At 68.6% G+C, this 18,006-nt stretch carries 16 protein-coding genes and 2 tRNA genes; 11 read left to right on the plus strand and 7 right to left on the minus strand.

Annotation, left to right across the window (positions count from 1 at the left end; genetic code table 11):
• Window positions 1–66 precede the first annotated feature (66 nt).
• Entirely contained in the window at window positions 67–2,577 is a 2,511-nt protein-coding gene (pepN, locus tag H7694_RS06685; RefSeq protein WP_193598742.1) for an aminopeptidase N, read from the plus strand.
• Between the two features lie 81 nt (window positions 2,578–2,658).
• Here pepN and H7694_RS06690 read toward each other — a convergent pair whose 3' ends face one another.
• Window positions 2,659–3,297, minus strand: coding sequence for an MBL fold metallo-hydrolase (locus tag H7694_RS06690; RefSeq protein ID WP_193598743.1), 639 nt, complete (start codon window positions 3,295–3,297; stop codon window positions 2,659–2,661).
• 147 nt (window positions 3,298–3,444) lie between these two features.
• On the opposite strand from H7694_RS06690, the gene H7694_RS06695 reads away from it, so the two are divergent.
• From H7694_RS06695 to H7694_RS06710, 4 genes are all read left to right on the plus strand, one after another.
• Window positions 3,445–3,517, plus strand: a tRNA-Glu gene (locus H7694_RS06695).
• Between the two features lie 68 nt (window positions 3,518–3,585).
• Window positions 3,586–4,653 (plus strand): LLM class flavin-dependent oxidoreductase, encoded by a 1,068-nt coding sequence (locus tag H7694_RS06700; protein ID WP_193598744.1) that lies wholly within the window; start codon window positions 3,586–3,588, stop codon window positions 4,651–4,653.
• 70 nt (window positions 4,654–4,723) lie between these two features.
• Window positions 4,724–4,796 (plus strand) — tRNA-Glu (locus tag H7694_RS06705).
• Window positions 4,797–4,906: 110 nt separating this feature from the next.
• Window positions 4,907–5,509, plus strand: coding sequence for a DUF222 domain-containing protein (locus H7694_RS06710; protein ID WP_193598745.1), 603 nt, complete (start codon window positions 4,907–4,909; stop codon window positions 5,507–5,509).
• Here H7694_RS06710 and H7694_RS06715 read toward each other — a convergent pair.
• On the minus strand, window positions 5,439–6,716 hold the full coding sequence (locus tag H7694_RS06715) for an IS256 family transposase (protein WP_413782937.1): 1,278 nt from the start codon (window positions 6,714–6,716) through the stop codon (window positions 5,439–5,441). The genes H7694_RS06710 and H7694_RS06715 overlap by 71 nt on opposite strands.
• A gap of 124 nt (window positions 6,717–6,840) precedes the next feature.
• Between H7694_RS06715 and H7694_RS06720 the strand changes: the two genes are divergently transcribed.
• The gene (locus H7694_RS06720; protein WP_227468326.1) at window positions 6,841–7,791 is read left to right on the plus strand and encodes an HNH endonuclease signature motif containing protein; all 951 of its coding nucleotides are present in this window, start codon (window positions 6,841–6,843) and stop codon (window positions 7,789–7,791) included.
• A gap of 128 nt (window positions 7,792–7,919) precedes the next feature.
• Here H7694_RS06720 and H7694_RS06725 read toward each other — a convergent pair whose 3' ends face one another.
• Genes H7694_RS06725 through H7694_RS06745 form a run of 5 tightly spaced genes read right to left on the minus strand, consistent with a single transcriptional unit; the run spans window position 7,920 to window position 12,284 of the window.
• The gene (locus tag H7694_RS06725; protein ID WP_193598748.1) at window positions 7,920–8,726 is read right to left on the minus strand and encodes an SDR family oxidoreductase; all 807 of its coding nucleotides are present in this window, start codon (window positions 8,724–8,726) and stop codon (window positions 7,920–7,922) included.
• A 24-nt stretch (window positions 8,727–8,750) separates the two neighbouring features.
• The gene (locus H7694_RS06730; protein ID WP_193598749.1) at window positions 8,751–9,998 is read right to left on the minus strand and encodes an MFS transporter; all 1,248 of its coding nucleotides are present in this window, start codon (window positions 9,996–9,998) and stop codon (window positions 8,751–8,753) included.
• 2 nt (window positions 9,999–10,000) lie between these two features.
• Window positions 10,001–10,537 (minus strand): winged helix-turn-helix domain-containing protein, encoded by a 537-nt coding sequence (locus tag H7694_RS06735; protein ID WP_193598750.1) that lies wholly within the window; start codon window positions 10,535–10,537, stop codon window positions 10,001–10,003.
• Window positions 10,538–10,596: 59 nt separating this feature from the next.
• Window positions 10,597–11,718: a DUF4349 domain-containing protein gene (locus H7694_RS06740; protein ID WP_193598751.1), complete on the minus strand. Its 1,122-nt coding sequence runs from the start codon at window positions 11,716–11,718 to the stop codon at window positions 10,597–10,599.
• Window positions 11,715–12,284: an RNA polymerase sigma factor gene (locus H7694_RS06745; RefSeq protein ID WP_193598752.1), complete on the minus strand. Its 570-nt coding sequence runs from the start codon at window positions 12,282–12,284 to the stop codon at window positions 11,715–11,717. The genes H7694_RS06740 and H7694_RS06745 overlap by 4 nt, the downstream gene beginning before the upstream one ends.
• 253 nt (window positions 12,285–12,537) lie before the next feature.
• On the opposite strand from H7694_RS06745, the gene H7694_RS06750 reads away from it, so the two are divergent.
• The 5 genes from H7694_RS06750 (at window position 12,538) to H7694_RS06770 (ending at window position 18,004) form a co-directional block, all read left to right on the plus strand.
• Window positions 12,538–13,542: a TerC/Alx family metal homeostasis membrane protein gene (locus H7694_RS06750; protein ID WP_193598753.1), complete on the plus strand. Its 1,005-nt coding sequence runs from the start codon at window positions 12,538–12,540 to the stop codon at window positions 13,540–13,542.
• A 183-nt stretch (window positions 13,543–13,725) separates the two neighbouring features.
• Complete coding sequence (gene leuC, locus H7694_RS06755; RefSeq protein WP_193598754.1) at window positions 13,726–15,162, plus strand: 3-isopropylmalate dehydratase large subunit; 1,437 nt, start codon at window positions 13,726–13,728, stop codon at window positions 15,160–15,162.
• A 3-nt stretch (window positions 15,163–15,165) separates the two neighbouring features.
• Entirely contained in the window at window positions 15,166–15,783 is a 618-nt protein-coding gene (gene leuD, locus H7694_RS06760; RefSeq protein ID WP_193598755.1) for a 3-isopropylmalate dehydratase small subunit, read from the plus strand.
• A gap of 102 nt (window positions 15,784–15,885) precedes the next feature.
• Window positions 15,886–17,250 carry a UDP-N-acetylglucosamine 1-carboxyvinyltransferase gene (gene murA / locus H7694_RS06765; RefSeq protein WP_193598756.1) on the plus strand — a complete coding sequence of 455 codons (1,365 nt, stop codon included), beginning with the start codon at window positions 15,886–15,888 and terminating at the stop codon, window positions 17,248–17,250.
• A gap of 4 nt (window positions 17,251–17,254) precedes the next feature.
• Window positions 17,255–18,004 carry a lysophospholipid acyltransferase family protein gene (locus tag H7694_RS06770; RefSeq protein ID WP_193598757.1) on the plus strand — a complete coding sequence of 250 codons (750 nt, stop codon included), beginning with the start codon at window positions 17,255–17,257 and terminating at the stop codon, window positions 18,002–18,004.
• The last annotated feature ends 2 nt before the right edge of the window (window positions 18,005–18,006 follow it).

Consider the following 18,006-nt stretch of genomic DNA (forward strand, 5'->3'; position numbering starts at 1 on the left):
CCGGCAGGCAGGCGCTGCGCGGCATCCGACCCGGCGCGCACCGCGCCGACATGACACGATGGTGCAATGAGTTCTGCCAACGTGACAGCCAACCTCACCCGTGAAGAGACGGGGGAACGGGCGCGGCGCATCACCCTGCACGACGTCCGCGTCGAGCTCGACCTGACCGGTGCGCCCGAGCATGCTCGTACGGGGTTCCCGAGCATCACGACGCTGACGTTCGATGCGACGGCCGAGGACACGTGGATCGACTTCATCGGCGAGACGGTCACCCGGGTGACCGTCAACGACGAGGACCGCGAGGTGCGCTACGACGGCGCCCGCATCCTCATCGACGGACTGGCGGCGAGCAACACGGTCCGCATCGAGGCCGTCGCCGCGTACAGCCGATCGGGGGAGGGGATGCATCGCTTCCACGACCCCGTCGACGGCGAGACCTACCTGTACACGCAGTATGAGCCGGCCGACTCGCGGCGGGTGATGGCGTGCTTCGAGCAGCCCGACATGAAGGCCGCGTACACGTTCGACGTCACCGCGCCGGCGGGCTGGCATGTGCTCTCGAATCAGTCTCCCGAGCGCGTGCACGAGGGCATCGGCATGAAGCGGGTGGAGTTCGCCCCGACTCTGCCGATCTCGAGCTACATCACCGTCGTCGCAGCAGGCCCGTACGCCCGCATCGACGGCGAGTGGACCCGTGACGACCAGCGCATCGAGTTGGGCGTGCTGTGCCGGGCGTCGCTGGCCGAGCACCTCGAGGCAGACGAGATCATCGAGGTCACCCGGCAGGGACTCGACTTCTTCAGCGACGCCTTCGCGTACCCCTACCCGTGGGGCAAGTACGACCAGATCTTCGTGCCCGAGTACAACCTGGGCGCGATGGAGAACCCCGGGCTCGTGACCTTCACCGAGGCGTACATCCACCGCGGTGCGGCGACGGATGCGCAGCGCGGCGCCAGGGCGAACACGATCCTGCACGAGATGGCGCACATGTGGTTCGGCGACCTCGTCACCATGCGCTGGTGGGACGACCTGTGGCTCAAGGAGTCGTTCGCCGACTACATGGGAACCCACGCCTCGGCCGCCGCGACGCGCTTCACCGACGCCTGGGCGCGCTTCGCGAACAGCCGCAAGACCTGGGCATACCGGCAGGATCAGCTGCCGACCACCCACCCGATCGTCGCCGACATCCCCGACCTGGAGGCGGCGAAGCTGAACTTCGACGGGATCACCTACGCCAAGGGCGCCGCAGTGCTCAAGCAGCTGGTCGCCTTCGTGGGCGAGGACTCCTTCTTCGAAGGCGCCCGCCGCTACTTCGCCGCGCACGCCTTCGGCAACACCACCCTCGGTGACCTGCTCGACAAGCTCGAGGAGGTGTCGGGGCACGACCTGCGCGCATGGTCTCGAGCATGGCTCGAGACCAGCGGCGTCGCGACGCTGTCGCTGGAGACGGATGCCGAGGGCCGCCGCTTCCTCGTGCAGGACGGCGGGGATGCCGGGCCGCGCCCGCACCGGCTGCGGGTGGGGCTGTACGAGCTGCACGACGGTGGGCTGGCGCTGCGCGAACGCATCGAGCTCGGCATCGAGGACGAGCGCACCGAGGTGGAGATCCCGGATGCCGACCTGGTGCTGCTGAACGACGACGACCTCACCTACGCCAAGGCCCGGCTCGACGAGCGGTCGCTGTCGTCCGTGGAGGAGGCACTGTCGACGCTCGAGGACGATCTCGTGCGCGGACTGGTGTGGTCCTCGCTGTGGAACGCGACCCGGGATGGTGAGCTCGCCGCCGGCAGGTACCTCGCGATCGTCGCGCGTCATGCACCGGCGGAGGCGAACGTCGCACTGCTCGCCGCCGTGCTGCTGAATGCCGCGTACGCGGTGCGGCACTATGTCGTCGACGAGCAGCGCGAGGCGCAGAGCCGGTCCTGGCTGGAGACGACCTGGTCTGCGCTGCAGTCGGCCGACCCCGGCAGCGACGCGCAGCTCGCCTGGGCGCGCGCGTTCGCCGCGGCATCCGCGCATGACGACTCACGGGCGCAGCAGGTGCGCGACATCCTCGAGGGGAACGCGCCGCAGGGACTGCCGATGGATGCGGACCTGCGCTGGCTGATGCTGACGGCCCTGGCCACGACGGGGCACGCGGATGCCGAGCGGATCGCCGAAGAACTGGCGCGGGACGCCACCGCCGCCGGACGCACGTCCGAGATCCGCGCGCTGGCCTCCCGTCCGGAAGCGGCGATCCGCCAGGCGGCATGGGATGCCGCGTGGAACGACACGACGCTCAGCAACGATCATCTCGATGCGACGATCGGCGGCTTCCGGGCCGGCGGGCGCCGGGATCTGATCGCCTCGTTCGACGAGGAGTACTTCACGCGCATCCTCGACGCCTGGTCGACCCGCAGCATCGAGCTGGCGCAGCGCCTGGTCGTCGGGCTGTTCCCGGCGACGGACGACACCGCGCTGGTGGATGCCTGGCTCGAGCAGCACGCGGATGCTCCGGGCGCACTCCGCCGCCTCGTGATCGAGTCGCGCGACGACCTCCAGCGCGCGCTGCGCGTCCGCGCCGCCCAGCCCCGCTGACCGCTGGGTCTCTGCCCCTGCTGGGTCCCTGCCCCTGCTGGGTCCCTGAGCCTGTCGAAGGGCCCCAGCCGTCCACTCAGCTCAAAGGTCCAGCGCGTCGCCCGGATTGAGGTCGAAGTACTGCCCGCCGCCCTGCTCGGTCGCCCACTGCAGGCGCTGCTGGTGCATCCCGTGGCCGATGGTCGACAGCGTCATGTCGTGCGTGCCGAAGGCGCGCTTCGGAGCGACTGCGAGCACGAAGTCCATCGCCTCGCCGATCTTGAGCCATGGTGCGCCGAGAGGCGCCGCGAGCGTGTCGACCTCCACGCCCTCGGGCACCGCGTACGAGTCGCCCGGGTAGTACAGCCGGTCGTTGACGAGCACGCCGACGTTCTCGATGGCAGGCAGAGACGAGTGGATGACCGCGTGATCCCCGCCGAAGAAGCTGAGCGTGAACTCGCCGGCGGTGGCGGTGTCCCCGGGGGCGACGACGGTGATGTCGTAGCCCTCCGCGGCCGCTGCGACGCCGGCCGGCGCGAAGATCGGCACGTCAGGGGCGGCGCGCAGCAGCCGGTCAAGGTGCCCGGGAGTCCAATGGTCCGGATGCTCGTGCGTGATCACCACAGCGACGAGACCGGCGAGATCATCCAGTGGAGCGGTGAACGAGCCGGGGTCGACCACCAGCGTCTGACCGACGTGATCGATGCGAAGGGCGGCATGTTCGAACTTGGTGACGCGCATGTGCTGAGTCAACTCCACTGGATCGCGCGCGGCAAGCGGAAGGACGCGACACGCCCGCCGGCACGGCGGGTGCCGGGCTGATTTGGAAACGGGGGAGTCGACGTGTCAGACTTACACGGTTGCCAGAACGGCCCTCTCGGGCCGGACGGCCCCATCGTATAGCGGCCTAGTACGCCGCCCTCTCACGGCGGTAACGCGGGTTCGAATCCCGCTGGGGTCACAGCGACACGAAGGCCCTCCGAGCAATCGGAGGGCCTTCGTCATGTCCGCTCGGACCGGGCGCGATCCATGCATGGGAATGAATACCGCGAGGGTGAGGTTGTCCCGGCTGTGACTGACATCGAATTCGGACTCGACACCTTCGGCGGCGTGACACAGGACGCCGCAGGCGATCCTGTCCCTCATCCCCAGGTGATCCGCGACATCGTCGACGAGGTGGTGCTGGCCGATCGTGTCGGCCTGGACTTCTTCGGCGTGGGGGAGCACCACCGTCCGGACTTCGCGGTGTCCAGTCCCGAGATGGTGCTCGCGGCCATCGCATCCCGCACCGAGCGCATCCGGCTGGGTTCCGCCGTGACGGTGCTGAGCTCGGACGACCCGGTGCGCGTGTTCGAGCGCTTCTCGACGCTCGACGCGGTCTCGAACGGGCGCGCTGAGATCGTCGCCGGTCGTGGCTCGTTCATCGAGTCGTTCCCGCTGTTCGGTTTCGACCTTCGCCAGTACGAGGAGCTCTTCGAAGAGCGTCTCGACCTGCTTTCACAGCTGCTGAAGGAGGAGCCGGTCACCTGGCAGGGCAGCACCCGCGCCGCGCTGACCGATCAGCGGGTCTTCCCGACCACCGCCGCGGGCATCCCCACCTGGGTCGGCGTGGGCGGCAGCCCGGATTCGGTCGTGCGCACCGCGCGATACAACTTCGGTCTGTTCCTCGCGATCATCGGCGGTCCGGCGGCCCGTTTCGCACCGTACATCGATCTCTTCGACCGCGCTCAGGATCAGTTCGGCGTCGAGCGCCGGCCGGTCGCCGTGCACTCACCGGGGCTGGTCGCCGAGACCGATCAGAAGGCACGAGCGCTCACCCACGACGGATGGCTCGCCATGCGCACGAGGATGGGCCAGGAGCGCGGGTGGGGTCCGCCCGCGGTGGGCGATTTCGAACGCGAGATCGAGGGCGGTGCTCTCTACATCGGTTCGCCGGAGACCGTGGCGCGCAAGATCGCCGCGACGCTGAAGACGCTGTCCATCGACCGGTTCGACCTGAAGTACGACCAGAGCAAGGTCGGTCACGACACGATGATGCGCTCGATCGAGCTCTACGGTGAGAAGGTCGTCCCGATGGTGAAGGACATGATCGCCTGACCCGGAGGCCGGGCCTGCGCCGATTTGGAAGCGCGCGGGCCACATGGCATACTTGAACGGTTGCAGTGACGGCCCCATCGTATAGCGGCCTAGTACGCCGCCCTCTCACGGCGGTAACGCGGGTTCGAATCCCGCTGGGGTCACTGACGAGAAGAAGGTCCTCCGGGTTCAGCCCGGAGGACCTTCTTCGTTTCCGGCGGCAGAGTCGACGCCGAGATATTCGAATGTCGGTGGCCGTGTTGATACTGGATGTATGAACGAGATTGCGATGGCGTCGGATGGGCAGCTGGGCTCGCTCGATGCGATCGTGTCGTCGCTGGAGGCGGTGGAGCAGACGTTGCAGGGTGTGCTCGCGGCGCGTGACGGGCTGCTCGCCCTGGCGTCTCGGGTGGCGTTGTCGATCGCGGAGGAGAACGGTGGGGTCGAGGCGTCGGACATCACCCTGCGGAACGTGGCCGCAGAGCTGGCCGGGGTGCTGCGCGTCAGTGACCGGACCGTGCAGCGTCGGATGGCGGACGCGGACCTGGTGGTGAGCTGGTTCCCGCAGGTCTGGGCCGCGCAGGGCGCCGGGCGGATCAGCGCCGGGCACGCCAGGGTGATCGTGGAGGCCGGGTCTCACCTGCAGGATCCGGACGCCCGCGCGGCCTATGCGGGGCGGGTGCTGGAGTTAGCGGTGGAGGAGTCCCCGAACCGGTTGCGGCCGATCGCGCAGCGCATCGCCGAGCAGTATCAGCCCCGGTCCCGAGCTTGTCAAGTTGTGTGTGTAAGGGGCCAGGGTCTCGGGGTTAGAGGTAGGGCTCGATGCGCTCGGGATAGACGAGTGCGAGCTGCTCGAGGGCTTTCATCCAGTTCGTGACGACTTGTCCCTCGACGAGCCGGCCTTCGGCCTTCCGTTTCGCGCCGCGCCCGAGGCCGCGTTCCTTGGCGCGATCCCTGGCGCGTTTGTCTTCGATGTCGCAGATCGCGAGCCAGAGCAGCTTCACGGCGGCTTGATCGTTCGGGAAGTGGCCGCGGTTCTTAATGACCTTCCGCAGCTGGAAGTTCAGCGACTCGATCGCGTTGGTCGTGTAGATCACCTTCCGCAGCTCCGGCGGGAACGCGAGGAACGGCGTGAACCGCTCCCAGGCGTCCTCGAAGACCTGCGCCGACCTCGGGTTCGCCTGCCCCAACGCCGAGGCTTTGAACGCGTCCAACGCCGCCTGCGCGGCGTCCGCGGTCGGCGCCTGGTAGATCGGCTTGAGCGCCGCGGCGACGGCCTTGCGCTGCCCGTAGGCGACGAATCGCATCGCGTTGCGGATCAGGTGGACCACGCAGGTCTGGACCATCGATTCCGGCCAGGTCGCCTCGATCGCCTCGGGGAACCCGGTCAGCCCGTCGACGCAGACGATGAGCACGTCGCGGACGCCCCGGTTGGCGAGCTCGGCGCAGACCGACGCCCAGAACTTCGCGCCCTCGGTCTGCTGGATCCAGATCCCGAGGACGTGCTTGACGCCGTCCATATCAACGCCGACAGCGATATGCGCGGCCTTGTTGCGGACATGCCCACCATCGCGGACCTTGATCACGAGAGCATCGAGGTAGATCACCGGGTAGAACGCCTCCAACGGGCGGTTCTGCCAGGCCAGGACCTCCTCCGCGATCTCCTCGGTGATGTTCGAGATCGTCTCATGCGACAGGTCGACGCCGAGGGTCGAGACGAGGTGGTGCTCGATATCGCGGACCGTCATCCCGCCGGCATAGAGCGAGATGATCATCTCGTCCAACTGCGACAGCCGCCGGCTGCCAGTCGGAACCAGCCGCGGCGTGAACGACCCGTTCCGATCTCGCGGGATCGCGAGTTCGATCTCCCCGACCGTGGTCCCGACCGTCTTCGGGAACGAGCCGTTGCGCGAGTTCTCGTAAAGTCGCGCCTCCGGGTCGCCCTTCTCGTAGCCGACGTGCTCGGTCAGCTCGGCCTGCAACCCGCGCTCGAGGCCGGTCTTGATCAACTGCTGGATGAACCCGCCATCCCCGTCCAGCTGGACCTCACCCGCGTCGATCTTCGCGAACAGATCATCCAGCATCCCCGACTCAATCAGACGTTGCGCGCCCTCCGCCTGAGACTTCCGCCGCGCCTCACGCGACACCTTGTCAATAGCCACCAGTGTGTTTCCTTTCGTAAGGAGACCCACCCCTTACACACACCATTTGACACGCTCCCGGTCCCTGGACGAACGGCACCAGGACGCACGGGACACCCGCAGGATCTGGGTGAAGGATGCTGAGGACGGGATGGCCGAGCTGGGGATCCTGGGCCCCGCCGTGCTCGTCCACGGCGTCTACGAGCGCCTCACCGGCATGGCCACAACGAACGAGAAGCTTGTCGAACCGGATGCGGCGGGGGAGCCGGATGAGCGGACGCTGGGGCAGCGGCGGGCGGACATCGCCTTGGACCTGCTGCTCACCGGCGCGCCGGCCGGGCACGACACCGACGACGGGCTGCTGGCCGCGATCGTCCCGCAGGTGAGCATCACCGTCCCCGTCACCACCCTGATCGGAGCCGAAGGGGCCGACACCCCGCCTGCGGAGTTGGACGGGCGTGCCCCGATCGACCCGGACACCGCGCGACGCCTCGCCGGCGCCGCCTCCGGGTGGGACCGGGTGCTCACCGACCCGATCACCGGGGCGATGCTGGCCGTGGACCGGTACCGGCCCACCGCCGCGATGCGCCGGCACCTGAAAGCACGCGACCAGCGGTGCCGGTTCCCCGGCTGCGGGATGCCCGCCCGCAACAGCGACCTCGACCACACCCTCGACGCCGCCCTCGGAGGCGCCACCGAGGAAGACAACCTCGAAGACCTCTGCCGCCGACACCACATCCTCAAACACCACACCCCCTGGCACGTCGAACAACACAGCGGCGGACTGCTCGAATGGACCAGCCCCCTCGGCCGCACCTACATCGACCGACCACCACCCCAGAACACCATCACCTTCACCGACGGCAGCGGAATCAACCCCGCGTCCGGACCCGACGCCGGTTCGGGACGTGCTGTCGCCGCCGATCGCGGGGCGCATCCGCCGGGTGGCCTGCCAAAGAGCGCCCGGCCGCCCGACCCCTGGGCCGCCCTGCCCGCAGACCTGCTCGCACCGTTCTGATCGTGGCGGTCCGGCCGCGCTGCGTCCCCGCGGGATCCTGATGCCGGCGGTCCGGCACAGGCATGTCCGACGATCGAGTTTCGGCTCGACCGGCCACGTCGTCCCGATCGGCGGGCGGCAGCGACCGATCAGACCGTCCGCCACGAATCGTCGAGGATGTTCGAGCCGGCTTCCGGGCCCATCTGCAGCATCCCGCCGTCGACGGACCAATCCGCACCCGTGACGTAACTCGAGGCGGGCGAGGCGAGGAATGCGATGACCGCCGCGACCTCCTCGGCCTTTCCGGGCCGGCCAAGCGGCACACCGGGGCGATGCGTGCGATCGGCATCCTCCGAGGTGCGTCCGCTGGCGGCGGTGGCGATCTCTCCCGGCGCGACCGCATTCGCCGTGATCCCGTGCGCACCCAGCTCCTGCGCCAACGTCTTCATCAGACCCGACAGCGCATGCTTCGCCGCGATGTACGCGCCGAGCCCGACACGCGGCTGATGCGCATGCACACTGGTCACCGCGATCAGCCGTCCCCCGTGGCCCGCCTCGACCATGTGCCGCGCGGCCGTCTGCAGCCCGAGGAATGCGCCGTCGACGTTCAGCGCCATCGTGTCCAGCCATTCCCGCACGCTGATCTCCAGCAGCGCCCGACGGTTGCTGGCTCCCGCGTTGTTCACGAAGACGTCGAGTCCGCCGAGACCATCCCGAAGCTCATCGATGGTCGCAGGCACCGCATCGAAGTCGGTGGCATCGAAGCGGGCCACCACGGCCCGTCGTCCACGCGCCCGCACTGCCTCGGCGGTGCTCTCAGCGCCCTCGCGATCCTGGTGCCAGGTGATCCCGACATCCATGCCGGCTTCCGCGAGGGCGATGGCGGTCGCCGCTCCGATGCCCGAATCCGAGGCTGTCACGATCGCGTGACGGGGGAGGAACTCTGCTGTCGACATGCCAGGCAGGCTATCCGTCCGCCGTCACCCGGCGGCGGGGCTTGACAGCGTGATGCTGCGCAACCGGGGGTTCCGCAGCGGTGCGATCATCAGCAGCGCCATCGCACCGCCGTACAGCGTGAACGGAACCCACAGCGGAAGGATGCCGGCCAACAGGCCGAACAGCGCCATGGCTGCGGGCATCAGGCAGTCATCGCCCAGGCGCAGGATCGATCCCAGCCGCCCCAGGAAGTCCGGCGCCGCGGTGGCGGCGAACGTCGAGCTCAGCAGCGCGGACGCGAAGCCGGCGGTCAGCCCCACGACCAGGCATCCGGCGCCCACCACGATCGGTGAGCCGATGCCGAGCGCGACGATGCCGGCACCCTGCACCATCAGTGCGACGAAGCCGCCGATCGCCTCCCGCCGCGGACGCCACCGGACCACCGCCAGCGCCCCGAGCATCGCGCCGCCGCCGACGAGTGCCTCGAACACGCCGACGGCTCCGGCGCCCCAGCCGCGTTCGGTGGCCTGCAGCGGCAGCCCGATGGAGATCGCGGGACCTACGGCCAGGTTCAACCCCGACAGGGCGATGACCAGCGTGCGGGTGGCGGGCTCGCTGCGCAGATGACGGAATCCGTCCGCCACCCCGCGCAGCACGCTCTCGTGTGCCGACGCCCGCGGCAGCGCGAACCGTGGCCGCAGCCACAGCACGATGAACACGATGACCACGACATAGGTGAGCGTGTTCAGCCCGGCGCAGCCCGCGAGCCCGAACGCGGCGACGAGGAACCCGCCGGCCGCGGCACCGCCCATCGTGCCCAGACGCGACAGGGTCTGGCTGAGCGCGGTGTAGGCCGGCAGATCCGCCGGTGCGACCAGCTGCCGTGGCATGGTGCCCGCGGCGGGTTCGAAGAATGCGTCGCACAGGCCGAACGCGATCGCGGCCGCGAGCAGCACCGCCACCGTCGGCGGTGCTGCGAGGCACCACACGGCGACGGCCACGAGCACGACCACCCGCAGTGCGTTGAACAGCACCATCAGGCGACGTGCATCCGACCGGTCCGCATACGCCCCGCCGACCAGCAGCACCAGTGCCCGCGGCACGGTGCCTGCGGCGACGACCAGACCGGCGACAGCGGGAGAGGCGATCTGCACCGCGGTCCAGGCGAAGGCGATCGTGAAGATCGCGTCCCCGGCATCCGACAGCGCCTTCACCACCAGCCACGACTGCACCAGCAGGTCTCGGCGGAACGCCGGGGGCGTGCGCAGCATGCGCGGTTCCGTCGTCGTCATGATCACACCTCCGTCGGGAATCCGTGAGCGAAGAAGAACACCGGCATCCTCTGCTGTCCGTCTGAGCGATCGATCCCGCCGCGCCATTCGTCGACCAGCGCGTTGAGGCGGCGCTGCAGCTCAGAGAGCTCGGCTTGCGTCGCCCACGCGAGTGAGTCGGTGCTGAAGCCCTCGGCCTCGCTCTGCGGCGAGATCCGATACCAGCGCTGAAGGCGGTCGAGCTGATGGCGCACATTCGCGCGCTGCGCCTCCCTCGCCATCAGCGCGTCGGCGGGGGAGTCGTAGTCATCCGCCGACCAGGTGAACGAGCGGCGCGACAGCTGCCACCAGCTGGCGCGCCTGTCGCCGTCGGGCGCGTCCACCTGCTCGACGACTCCCGCCTTCTGCAGCATCCGCAGATGGTGGCTGACGCTGCCCACCTGCGCCTCGAAGGCGCGCGCCAGCACACCCACCTGCGTCGGACCGTACATGAACAGGCGGTCGATGATGCGTCGCCGCAGAGGGTGCGAGATGGCCGTGATGACCGAGATGTCTTCCACGACGGCAACGCTAAAGCCGTCCGCGAATTCTCACAAGACTTCTTGTATACCCCGGAAAATCAACGATCAGCGTCCGTCGCACGGCCACGGGTGCGGGCGCGACGCCGACGGATGACCAGCCACACGATCAGCAGCGCCACCGCGGCGATCCCCAGCCACGGCAGCAGGAACCCGAAGGCGATGACGAGAGCGTTGAGCGAGACGATCAGGCCGTTCCAGCCGGCCAGCAGGCCGTCGCCGAAGCCGGCCGGATCGGCCGGAGTCGGGCTGGTCCGTTCGGTGAGACTGACCTCGACGGTCGACATCGCGACCTGCTCGTCGAGCAGCTTGAGCTGCTGCTCGTAGCTCTCCAGCTGCGCCTGCCTGTCGCTGAGGGCCGCCTCCGCCGCGATGAGGTCGCCGACCGACCCTGACTTCGACATGAGTTCGGTGAGCCGCTCGACGGATGCCCGGGCTGCGGCCACGCGGGCCCGCAGATCGACCGCTGTCGAGGTGACGTCCTGCCGGCCGATCGACGAGCGCAGCACCTCGCCCTCGCTTCGGATCTCGTCCATCACGACGCTCAGATCGGCCGCCGGGATGCGAAGACGCATCCAGCCGTCGCCGCGCTCGACGGGCGGCTGCGACGCCGCATCCAGGGGAACCGCAGGGTCGATGCCGATGTCGGTCGCCTCGACGTAGCCGTCGTGCTCTGCGGCCAGCGCCGTGAGAGCATCCGCAGCCTCGCGCACGTCCGCCACGCGCAGGGTGACCTGCGCGGTGGTGATGATCTCGCGATCGGATGCCGGCTGCTGCGGGGCCGTGCCCGCGGCGCTGTCGACGACCTCACCGCCGCCGACAGCGGCCTTCTCTCCACCGCCGGCGTCCGCTGCCTCCTGCGAATCCGCGCCCGACATGAAGCTCTCCGGCCCGACGGCCTCGTCGCGCATCTCCGAGGCGCCGACGACGCCCGGGCTGCCCGTGACGGCGGTGAGCAGGGGAGGGGCGATGAGGATGCCGCCGGCGAAGGCCGCCGCGACACCGAGAGCGGTCAGCCAGCCGCGCCGGCGCCTGTGGGCGACCGGTACCGGGTCACCCACGGCGACCCGCTGCTCGCCGATGTCGTCGAACACGGCATCCTCGATGCGTGCGATGCTCTCGTCGCTCAGCGGCGGCAGCACGATCTCGCTGTGCTCGTTCATGCGTCTCTCACCTCCTGCACCGCGCCGCGCAGGCGCGTGCGTACCCGGGAGAGACGGTTTCGGACGACGGCATGGCTGACACCCAGCTCCTCGGCGGCGACGGCGTAGGCGTACCCCTCGACGGCGCACAACCGGAAGATCCTCCGGTCGATCTCGTCGAGAAGCCCCACCTCGGCGGCGATGCGCTCGGCGAGATCGGCCGAGATCACCTGATCCTCGACGCTCACCGTGTCGGGGAGCGTCTCGGACAGTGTCTCCTGCACGGCATCCGCGGTATGCGCGCGGTCGCGCCGCAGCACCCGCAGGCGGTTCGCCGCCTGGAATCGGCAGATCGTGGCCAGCCAGGGCAGCAGCGAGGTGCCGGCCAGCTGCAGCCCGGGAAGCTTCCGCCACGCGATGACGAAGGTCTCCTGGGCGATGTCCTCCGCGTCGGGCGCGGAGCCGAGGATGCCGTAGGCGATCCAGTACACAGGCCGCACATGGGCGCGGTAGATCGACCGGAACGCATCCTGATCTCCGGATGCGGCCCGTTCGGCCCACTCCTGGTCCTGACTCTGCGTCGACATCTGTTCCGTCCGTGTCTCTCATGCAGAAGGTGTCACGTGATGCCTCATCGTCTCAGATCCGGCGGCATCGATGGTGGATCGGTCCGGGGCGGCCGCCCGGATCCGGTAGGATGAACGACGCGAAAGGGAGTATCCCAATCCGCGCGGATCGTCATCACGAGCATCGCCATCGCTGCTCCGGACGCGCGACGCACATCAGTGCGGGGGAGAGACTTTCAGTTCCCGCCGACCCTTTCGAAAGAGGCCGCGTTCCGTGACCATCCCCATCTGGTTCGAGATGACCTCGATGATCGTGCTGACGATCATCCTCATCGCCGACCTGCTGCTGATCAAGCTGCGCCCGCACATCCCGTCGACGAAGGAATCCACGCTCTGGGTGGTCTTCTACGTGGCACTCGCCATGCTGTTCGCCGTGTTGCTCGGCGTCGTCGGCGGCTGGAGCAACGCCGGCGACTTCGTCACCGGCTGGGCGCTGGAGTACAGCCTGTCGATCGACAACCTGTTCGTCTTCGTGCTGATCATGACCCAGTTCGCCGTGCCGCGGCGCCTGCAGCAGCAGGTGCTGATGGTCGGCATCATCATCGCGCTCGTGCTGCGCGGACTGTTCATCCTCGTCGGCGTCGCCGTGATCGAGAACTTCTCGCCGATCTTCTACATCTTCGGCGCCTTCCTCATCTACACGGCGATCAAGCAGGCCATGCCCGAGGGTGAGCACGACGAAGAGGTGCAGCGCGAGGCGTTCATCGTGCGCGTGCTGCGTCGCCGCATCGACATCAGCGACGGCTACGACGGGTCGAAGATGCGCACGCTCGTCGACGGCAAGCGCATGTGGACGCCGATGATCATCGTGTTCATCACCATCGGCATCACCGACCTGATGTTCGCGATCGACTCGATCCCCGCGATCTTCGAGATCACCACGAACGGCTTCCTGGTCTTCACCGCGAACATCTTCGCCCTGATGGGTCTGCGCCAGCTGTACTTCCTGCTCGGCGACCTGCTCGACCGCCTGCGCTACCTGCACTACGGCATCGCCGTGATCCTCGGCTTCATCGGCATCAAGCTGATCCTGCACGCGCTGCACGTGAACGAGCTTCCGTTCATCAACGGCGGCAAGCACGTCGAGTGGGTGCCCGACATCTCGAACATGGTGTCGCTGGGCGTCATCCTCGCCTCGATGACGGTCGCCACCCTCGCGAGCCTGATCGCCGCCTCGCGCGAGAAGCGCGCCGCGCGGATCTCCGCTCTCGAGGACTGACACCGACGCACGTTCGGAGCGGGTCGGGTCGCCGTCATGGTGGCCCGACCCGCTTTGCGTCGGTGATAACCTGACGGAATGCGAGCGGCTCTTCTCCTTAGCAGCCGCGACGAGACCTCGATCTAGGCCTTCCTCGTCGCGGCATCCTGCGTGGGCCGATTCGAAACCCAGGAGACATCGCAAATGAGCACTGATACCCGTCGCCCCCGCACGCTGGCAGAGAAGGTCTGGGATGACCACCTCGTCGTCAAGGGCGAGAACGGCGAGCCCGACCTGATCTACATCGACCTGCATCTGGTGCACGAGGTGACCAGCCCGCAGGCGTTCGACGGACTGCGTGCCGAGGGGCGCCCGCTGCGCCGCCTCGACCTGACGATCGCGACCGAGGACCACAACACGCCGACCCTCGACATCGACAAGCCGATCGCCGATCTCACCAGCCGCACGCAGATCGAGACGCTGCGACGCAACGCCGAGGAGTTCGGCGTGCGGTTGCACTCGCTGGGCGACGCCGAACAGGGCATCGTGCACGTCGTCGGCCCGCAGCTGGGACTGACGATGCCCGGCATCACCGTGGTCTGCGGTGACTCGCACACCTCCACGCACGGTGCGTTCGGGGCGATGGCGTTCGGCATCGGCACCAGCGAGGTCGAGCACGTCATGGCCACCCAGACGCTGCCGCTCAAGCCCTTCAAGACGATGGCGATCAACGTCGAGGGCGAGCTGCGTCCCGGCGTCACGGCGAAGGACATCATCCTCGCGGTGATCGCGAAGATCGGCACCGGCGGCGGGCAAGGTTACGTGCTCGAGTACCGCGGCAGCGCGATCCGCGCCCTCTCGATGGAGGGCCGCATGACGATCTGCAACATGTCGATCGAGGCCGGCGCACGCGCCGGCATGGTCGCCCCTGACGAGACCACGTTCGCCTACCTTCAGGGGCGCCCGCACGCCCCGCAGGGGCAGGACTGGGAGGATGCCATCGCGTACTGGCGTACGCTGCCGACCGACGCGGATGCCGTCTTCGACGCCGAGGTGCACATCGACGCGAACGAGCTCGAGCCGTTCGTGACCTGGGGCACCAACCCCGGTCAGGGCAGCTCGCTCTCGTCGGCCGTGCCCGACCCGGCCGACATCGCGGACGCCAACGCACGCGCAGCGGCGGAGCGCGCCCTGGAGTACATGGACCTCACTCCGGGTACGCCCCTGAAGGACGTCCGGGTCGACGCGGTGTTCATGGGATCGTGCACCAACAGCCGCATCGAGGATCTGCGGGCATTCGCCTCGATCATCAAGGGCAAGAAGAAGGCCGACGGCGTGCGTGTCATGGTCGTGCCGGGCTCCGCACGCGTGCGGCTGGAGGCCGAGGCCGAGGGCATCGACAAGATCGTCGAGGAGTTCGGGGCCGAGTGGCGCTTCGCCGGCTGCTCGATGTGCCTGGGCATGAACCCCGACCAGCTCGCCCCCGGTGAGCGCTGCGCCTCGACCTCGAACCGCAACTTCGAGGGCCGACAGGGCAAGGGCGGGCGCACCCACCTGGTCTCGCCGCTCGTGGCAGCGGCGACCGCGATCCGCGGCACCCTGTCCAGCCCGAGCGATGTCGCAGAGACCGTGGAGGTCTGAATCATGGAGAAGTTCACCACCCACACCGGCGTCGCCGCGCCCCTGAAGCGCTCGAACGTCGACACCGACCAGATCATCCCTGCCGTCTTCCTGAAGCGGGTCACCAAGACCGGGTTCGAGGACGCGCTGTTCCACGGCTGGCGGCAGGACCCCGGGTTCGTGCTCAACCAGGACGCCTTCCGCACCGCATCCGTGCTCGTCGCCGGTCCCGACTTCGGCACCGGATCGAGCCGCGAGCACGCCGTGTGGGCGCTTCGCGACTACGGGTTCAAGGTCGTGCTCAGTTCGCGGTTCGCCGACATCTTCCGCGGCAACTCGGGCAAGCAGGGCCTGCTCGCGGCGACGGTCGACGAGGCCGACATCGAGCGCATCTGGGCACTGATCGACGAGCAGCCCGGCCGTGAGATCACGGTCGACCTCGAGGCGCGCACCGCGTCGATCGGCCCTTCGACAGGCTCAGGAACCCAGTTTCAGGTGCCCATCGGAATCGACGATTACACTAGATGGCGGCTCCTCGAAGGGCTCGATGACATCGGGCTCACACTGCGCAACGAAGACAAGATCGCGCAGTTCGAGGCGCGGCGCGAGTCGTGGCGGCCACGCACGCTTCCCGTCCGCTGAGGACGAGCAGCCGAGTGGACCGGAGCCCAGCACGGCGTCAGCCGTGATTGGATGAGAGACTCGCGGCCACCGCCGCGCCTGTCATGAGTAGAAGAGGCCCGAATGACGACACCGCTCCGCGACGTTGAAGTTGACGAGGCTCCGGTTCCCACCGGATCCGTGCTCGCGATCCGCGGAGGCCGGCCGCTGCGCGGCCGGGTCGACGTGAAGGGTGCGAAGAACCTCGCCACCAAGGCGATGGTCGCATCCCTGCTGGGTGAGACCACCAGCGTGCTGCGTGACGTCCCCGGGATCAGCGATGTCGCCGTCGTCCGCTCACTGCTCGAGGTCCACGGCGTGCACGTGACCGAGGGCGACGAGTCCGGCTCGCTCGTGCTCGACCCGACCAACGCGAAGTCGGCGAACTTCGAGGAGATCGACGCGCACGCCGGTGCGTCGCGCATCCCGATCCTGTTCTGCGGTCCGCTGCTGCACCTGCTCGGTCAGGCCTTCATCCCCGACCTCGGCGGATGCCGCATCGGCGACCGCCCCATCGACTTCCACCTCGACGCGCTGCGCAAGTTCGGCGCCGTCGTAGAGAAGCAGCCCAGCGGCATCCGCCTGTCGGCCCCGAACGGGCTGAGGGGCGCGAACATCCACCTGCCGTACCCGAGCGTGGGCGCGACCGAGCAGGTGCTGCTCACGGCTGTGCGCGCGAAGGGCACCACCGAGCTGCGCAACGCGGCCATCGAGCCCGAGATCATGGACCTGATCGCGGTGCTGCAGAAGATGGGCGCGATCATCTCCTACGAGCCCAACCGCGTCATCCTCATCGAGGGCGTCGACACGCTGCGCGGCTACGACCACCGGTGCATCTTCGACCGCAATGAGGCCGCATCGTGGGCGTGCGCCGCGCTGGCCACCGACGGCGAGATCTTCGTCGCCGGCGCCAAGCAGCAGGAGATGCTCACCTTCCTGAACGTCTTCCGCAAGGCCGGTGGCTGGTTCGACGTGCAGGAGGACGGCATCCTGTTCCGCCGCGGCGGCGAGCTCAATCCCGTCGTCGTCGAGACCGACGTGCACCCGGGCTTCATGACCGACTGGCAGCAGCCGCTGATCGTCGCGCTGACGCAGGCTCCGGGCCGCTCGATCGTGCACGAGACCGTGTACGAGAACCGCTTCGGCTTCACGCAGGCACTGGTGAAGATGGGCGCCGACATCACGATCCACCCGCACGGTCTGCAGGACGGCCCGCGTCGCGTGCCGCGCCGTGAGCTCGAGCAGGCCGCCGTCATCACCGGTCCGACCGAGCTGCGCGCAGCGGACATCGTCGTGCCCGACCTGCGCGGCGGCTACAGCCACGTCATCGCCGCACTGACGGCCGAGGGCGAGTCGCAGGTGTCGGGTGTTGACATCCTCAGCCGCGGATACGAGAAGTTCTTCGACAAGCTCACGGCGCTCGGCGCCGACTTCGACGTCGTCCGGTGATCTGATGGCTGCCTCCGAGCGCAGTCGCCCCAGCCTGTTCTGGCCGCTGGCGGCGATCGTCATCCCCCTCGTCTCGCTGCTGGCGAAGATCACCGCGAAGGATGCTCACAAGCTGCCCCGCGAGGGCGCCTTCGTGCTGGCGCCGAACCACTATTCGGAGTTCGACCCGCTGATCGTCGCCGTCGCGGTGTACCGCACCGGCCGCCTGCCGCGGTTCATGGCCAAGGAGAGCCTGTTCCGCATCCCGGTGGTCGGCTGGATCCTCAAGCGCACCGGGATGATCCCCGTCGCGCGCGCCTCATCCGCGAGCGCGGCCAAGCAGACCATGGCTCAGTCCCGCGAGCTGGTCGAGAACGGCCGGGGAGTGATCGTCTACCCGGAGGGCACGCTCACCCGCGATCCCGAGCTGTGGCCCATGCGGGGCAAGTCGGGTGCGGTGCGGCTGGCCCTGGCCGGCGGCATCCCGCTGATCCCGATGGCGCAGTGGGGCACCCAGCAGATCATGGGTCGGTACCAGAAAGGCCTTAGTCTGTGGCCGCTGCGCAAGCGCGTCCAGGTCGTCTTCGGCGACCCCGTGGACGTCTCGGATCTCATCGGCCGCGCCGGCGAGCCGGCAGCGCTCAACGAGGCGACCGATCGCCTGATGGCCGCGATCACCGCGCTGCTCGAGCAGCTGCGCGACGAGAAGGCTCCCGCGAAGCGCTGGAACCCGGCCGACCACGGCCAGAAGGAGACGGGGCGTCTTGACTCCTAAGC

It is taken from the genome of Microbacterium sp. YJN-G, from assembly GCF_015040615.1.
Taxonomy (GTDB): domain Bacteria; phylum Actinomycetota; class Actinomycetes; order Actinomycetales; family Microbacteriaceae; genus Microbacterium.

What these genes read in the sequence shown, in the direction of transcription:
- pepN (WP_193598742.1), top strand. Translation starts at nt 67, where the DNA reads ATGAGTTCTGCCAACGTGACAGCCAACCTCACCCGTGAAGAGACGGGG.
- H7694_RS06690 (WP_193598743.1), bottom strand. Translation starts at nt 3,297, where the DNA reads ATGCGCGTCACCAAGTTCGAACATGCCGCCCTTCGCATCGATCACGTC.
- H7694_RS06700 (WP_193598744.1), top strand. Translation starts at nt 3,586, where the DNA reads ATGCATGGGAATGAATACCGCGAGGGTGAGGTTGTCCCGGCTGTGACT.
- H7694_RS06710 (WP_193598745.1), top strand. Translation starts at nt 4,907, where the DNA reads ATGAACGAGATTGCGATGGCGTCGGATGGGCAGCTGGGCTCGCTCGAT.
- H7694_RS06715 (WP_413782937.1), bottom strand. Translation starts at nt 6,716, where the DNA reads ATGCTGGATGATCTGTTCGCGAAGATCGACGCGGGTGAGGTCCAGCTG.
- H7694_RS06725 (WP_193598748.1), bottom strand. Translation starts at nt 8,726, where the DNA reads ATGTCGACAGCAGAGTTCCTCCCCCGTCACGCGATCGTGACAGCCTCG.
- H7694_RS06730 (WP_193598749.1), bottom strand. Translation starts at nt 9,998, where the DNA reads ATGACGACGACGGAACCGCGCATGCTGCGCACGCCCCCGGCGTTCCGC.
- H7694_RS06740 (WP_193598751.1), bottom strand. Translation starts at nt 11,718, where the DNA reads ATGAACGAGCACAGCGAGATCGTGCTGCCGCCGCTGAGCGACGAGAGC.
- H7694_RS06745 (WP_193598752.1), bottom strand. Translation starts at nt 12,284, where the DNA reads ATGTCGACGCAGAGTCAGGACCAGGAGTGGGCCGAACGGGCCGCATCC.
- leuC (WP_193598754.1), top strand. Translation starts at nt 13,726, where the DNA reads ATGAGCACTGATACCCGTCGCCCCCGCACGCTGGCAGAGAAGGTCTGG.
- leuD (WP_193598755.1), top strand. Translation starts at nt 15,166, where the DNA reads ATGGAGAAGTTCACCACCCACACCGGCGTCGCCGCGCCCCTGAAGCGC.
- murA (WP_193598756.1), top strand. Translation starts at nt 15,886, where the DNA reads ATGACGACACCGCTCCGCGACGTTGAAGTTGACGAGGCTCCGGTTCCC.
- H7694_RS06770 (WP_193598757.1), top strand. Translation starts at nt 17,255, where the DNA reads ATGGCTGCCTCCGAGCGCAGTCGCCCCAGCCTGTTCTGGCCGCTGGCG.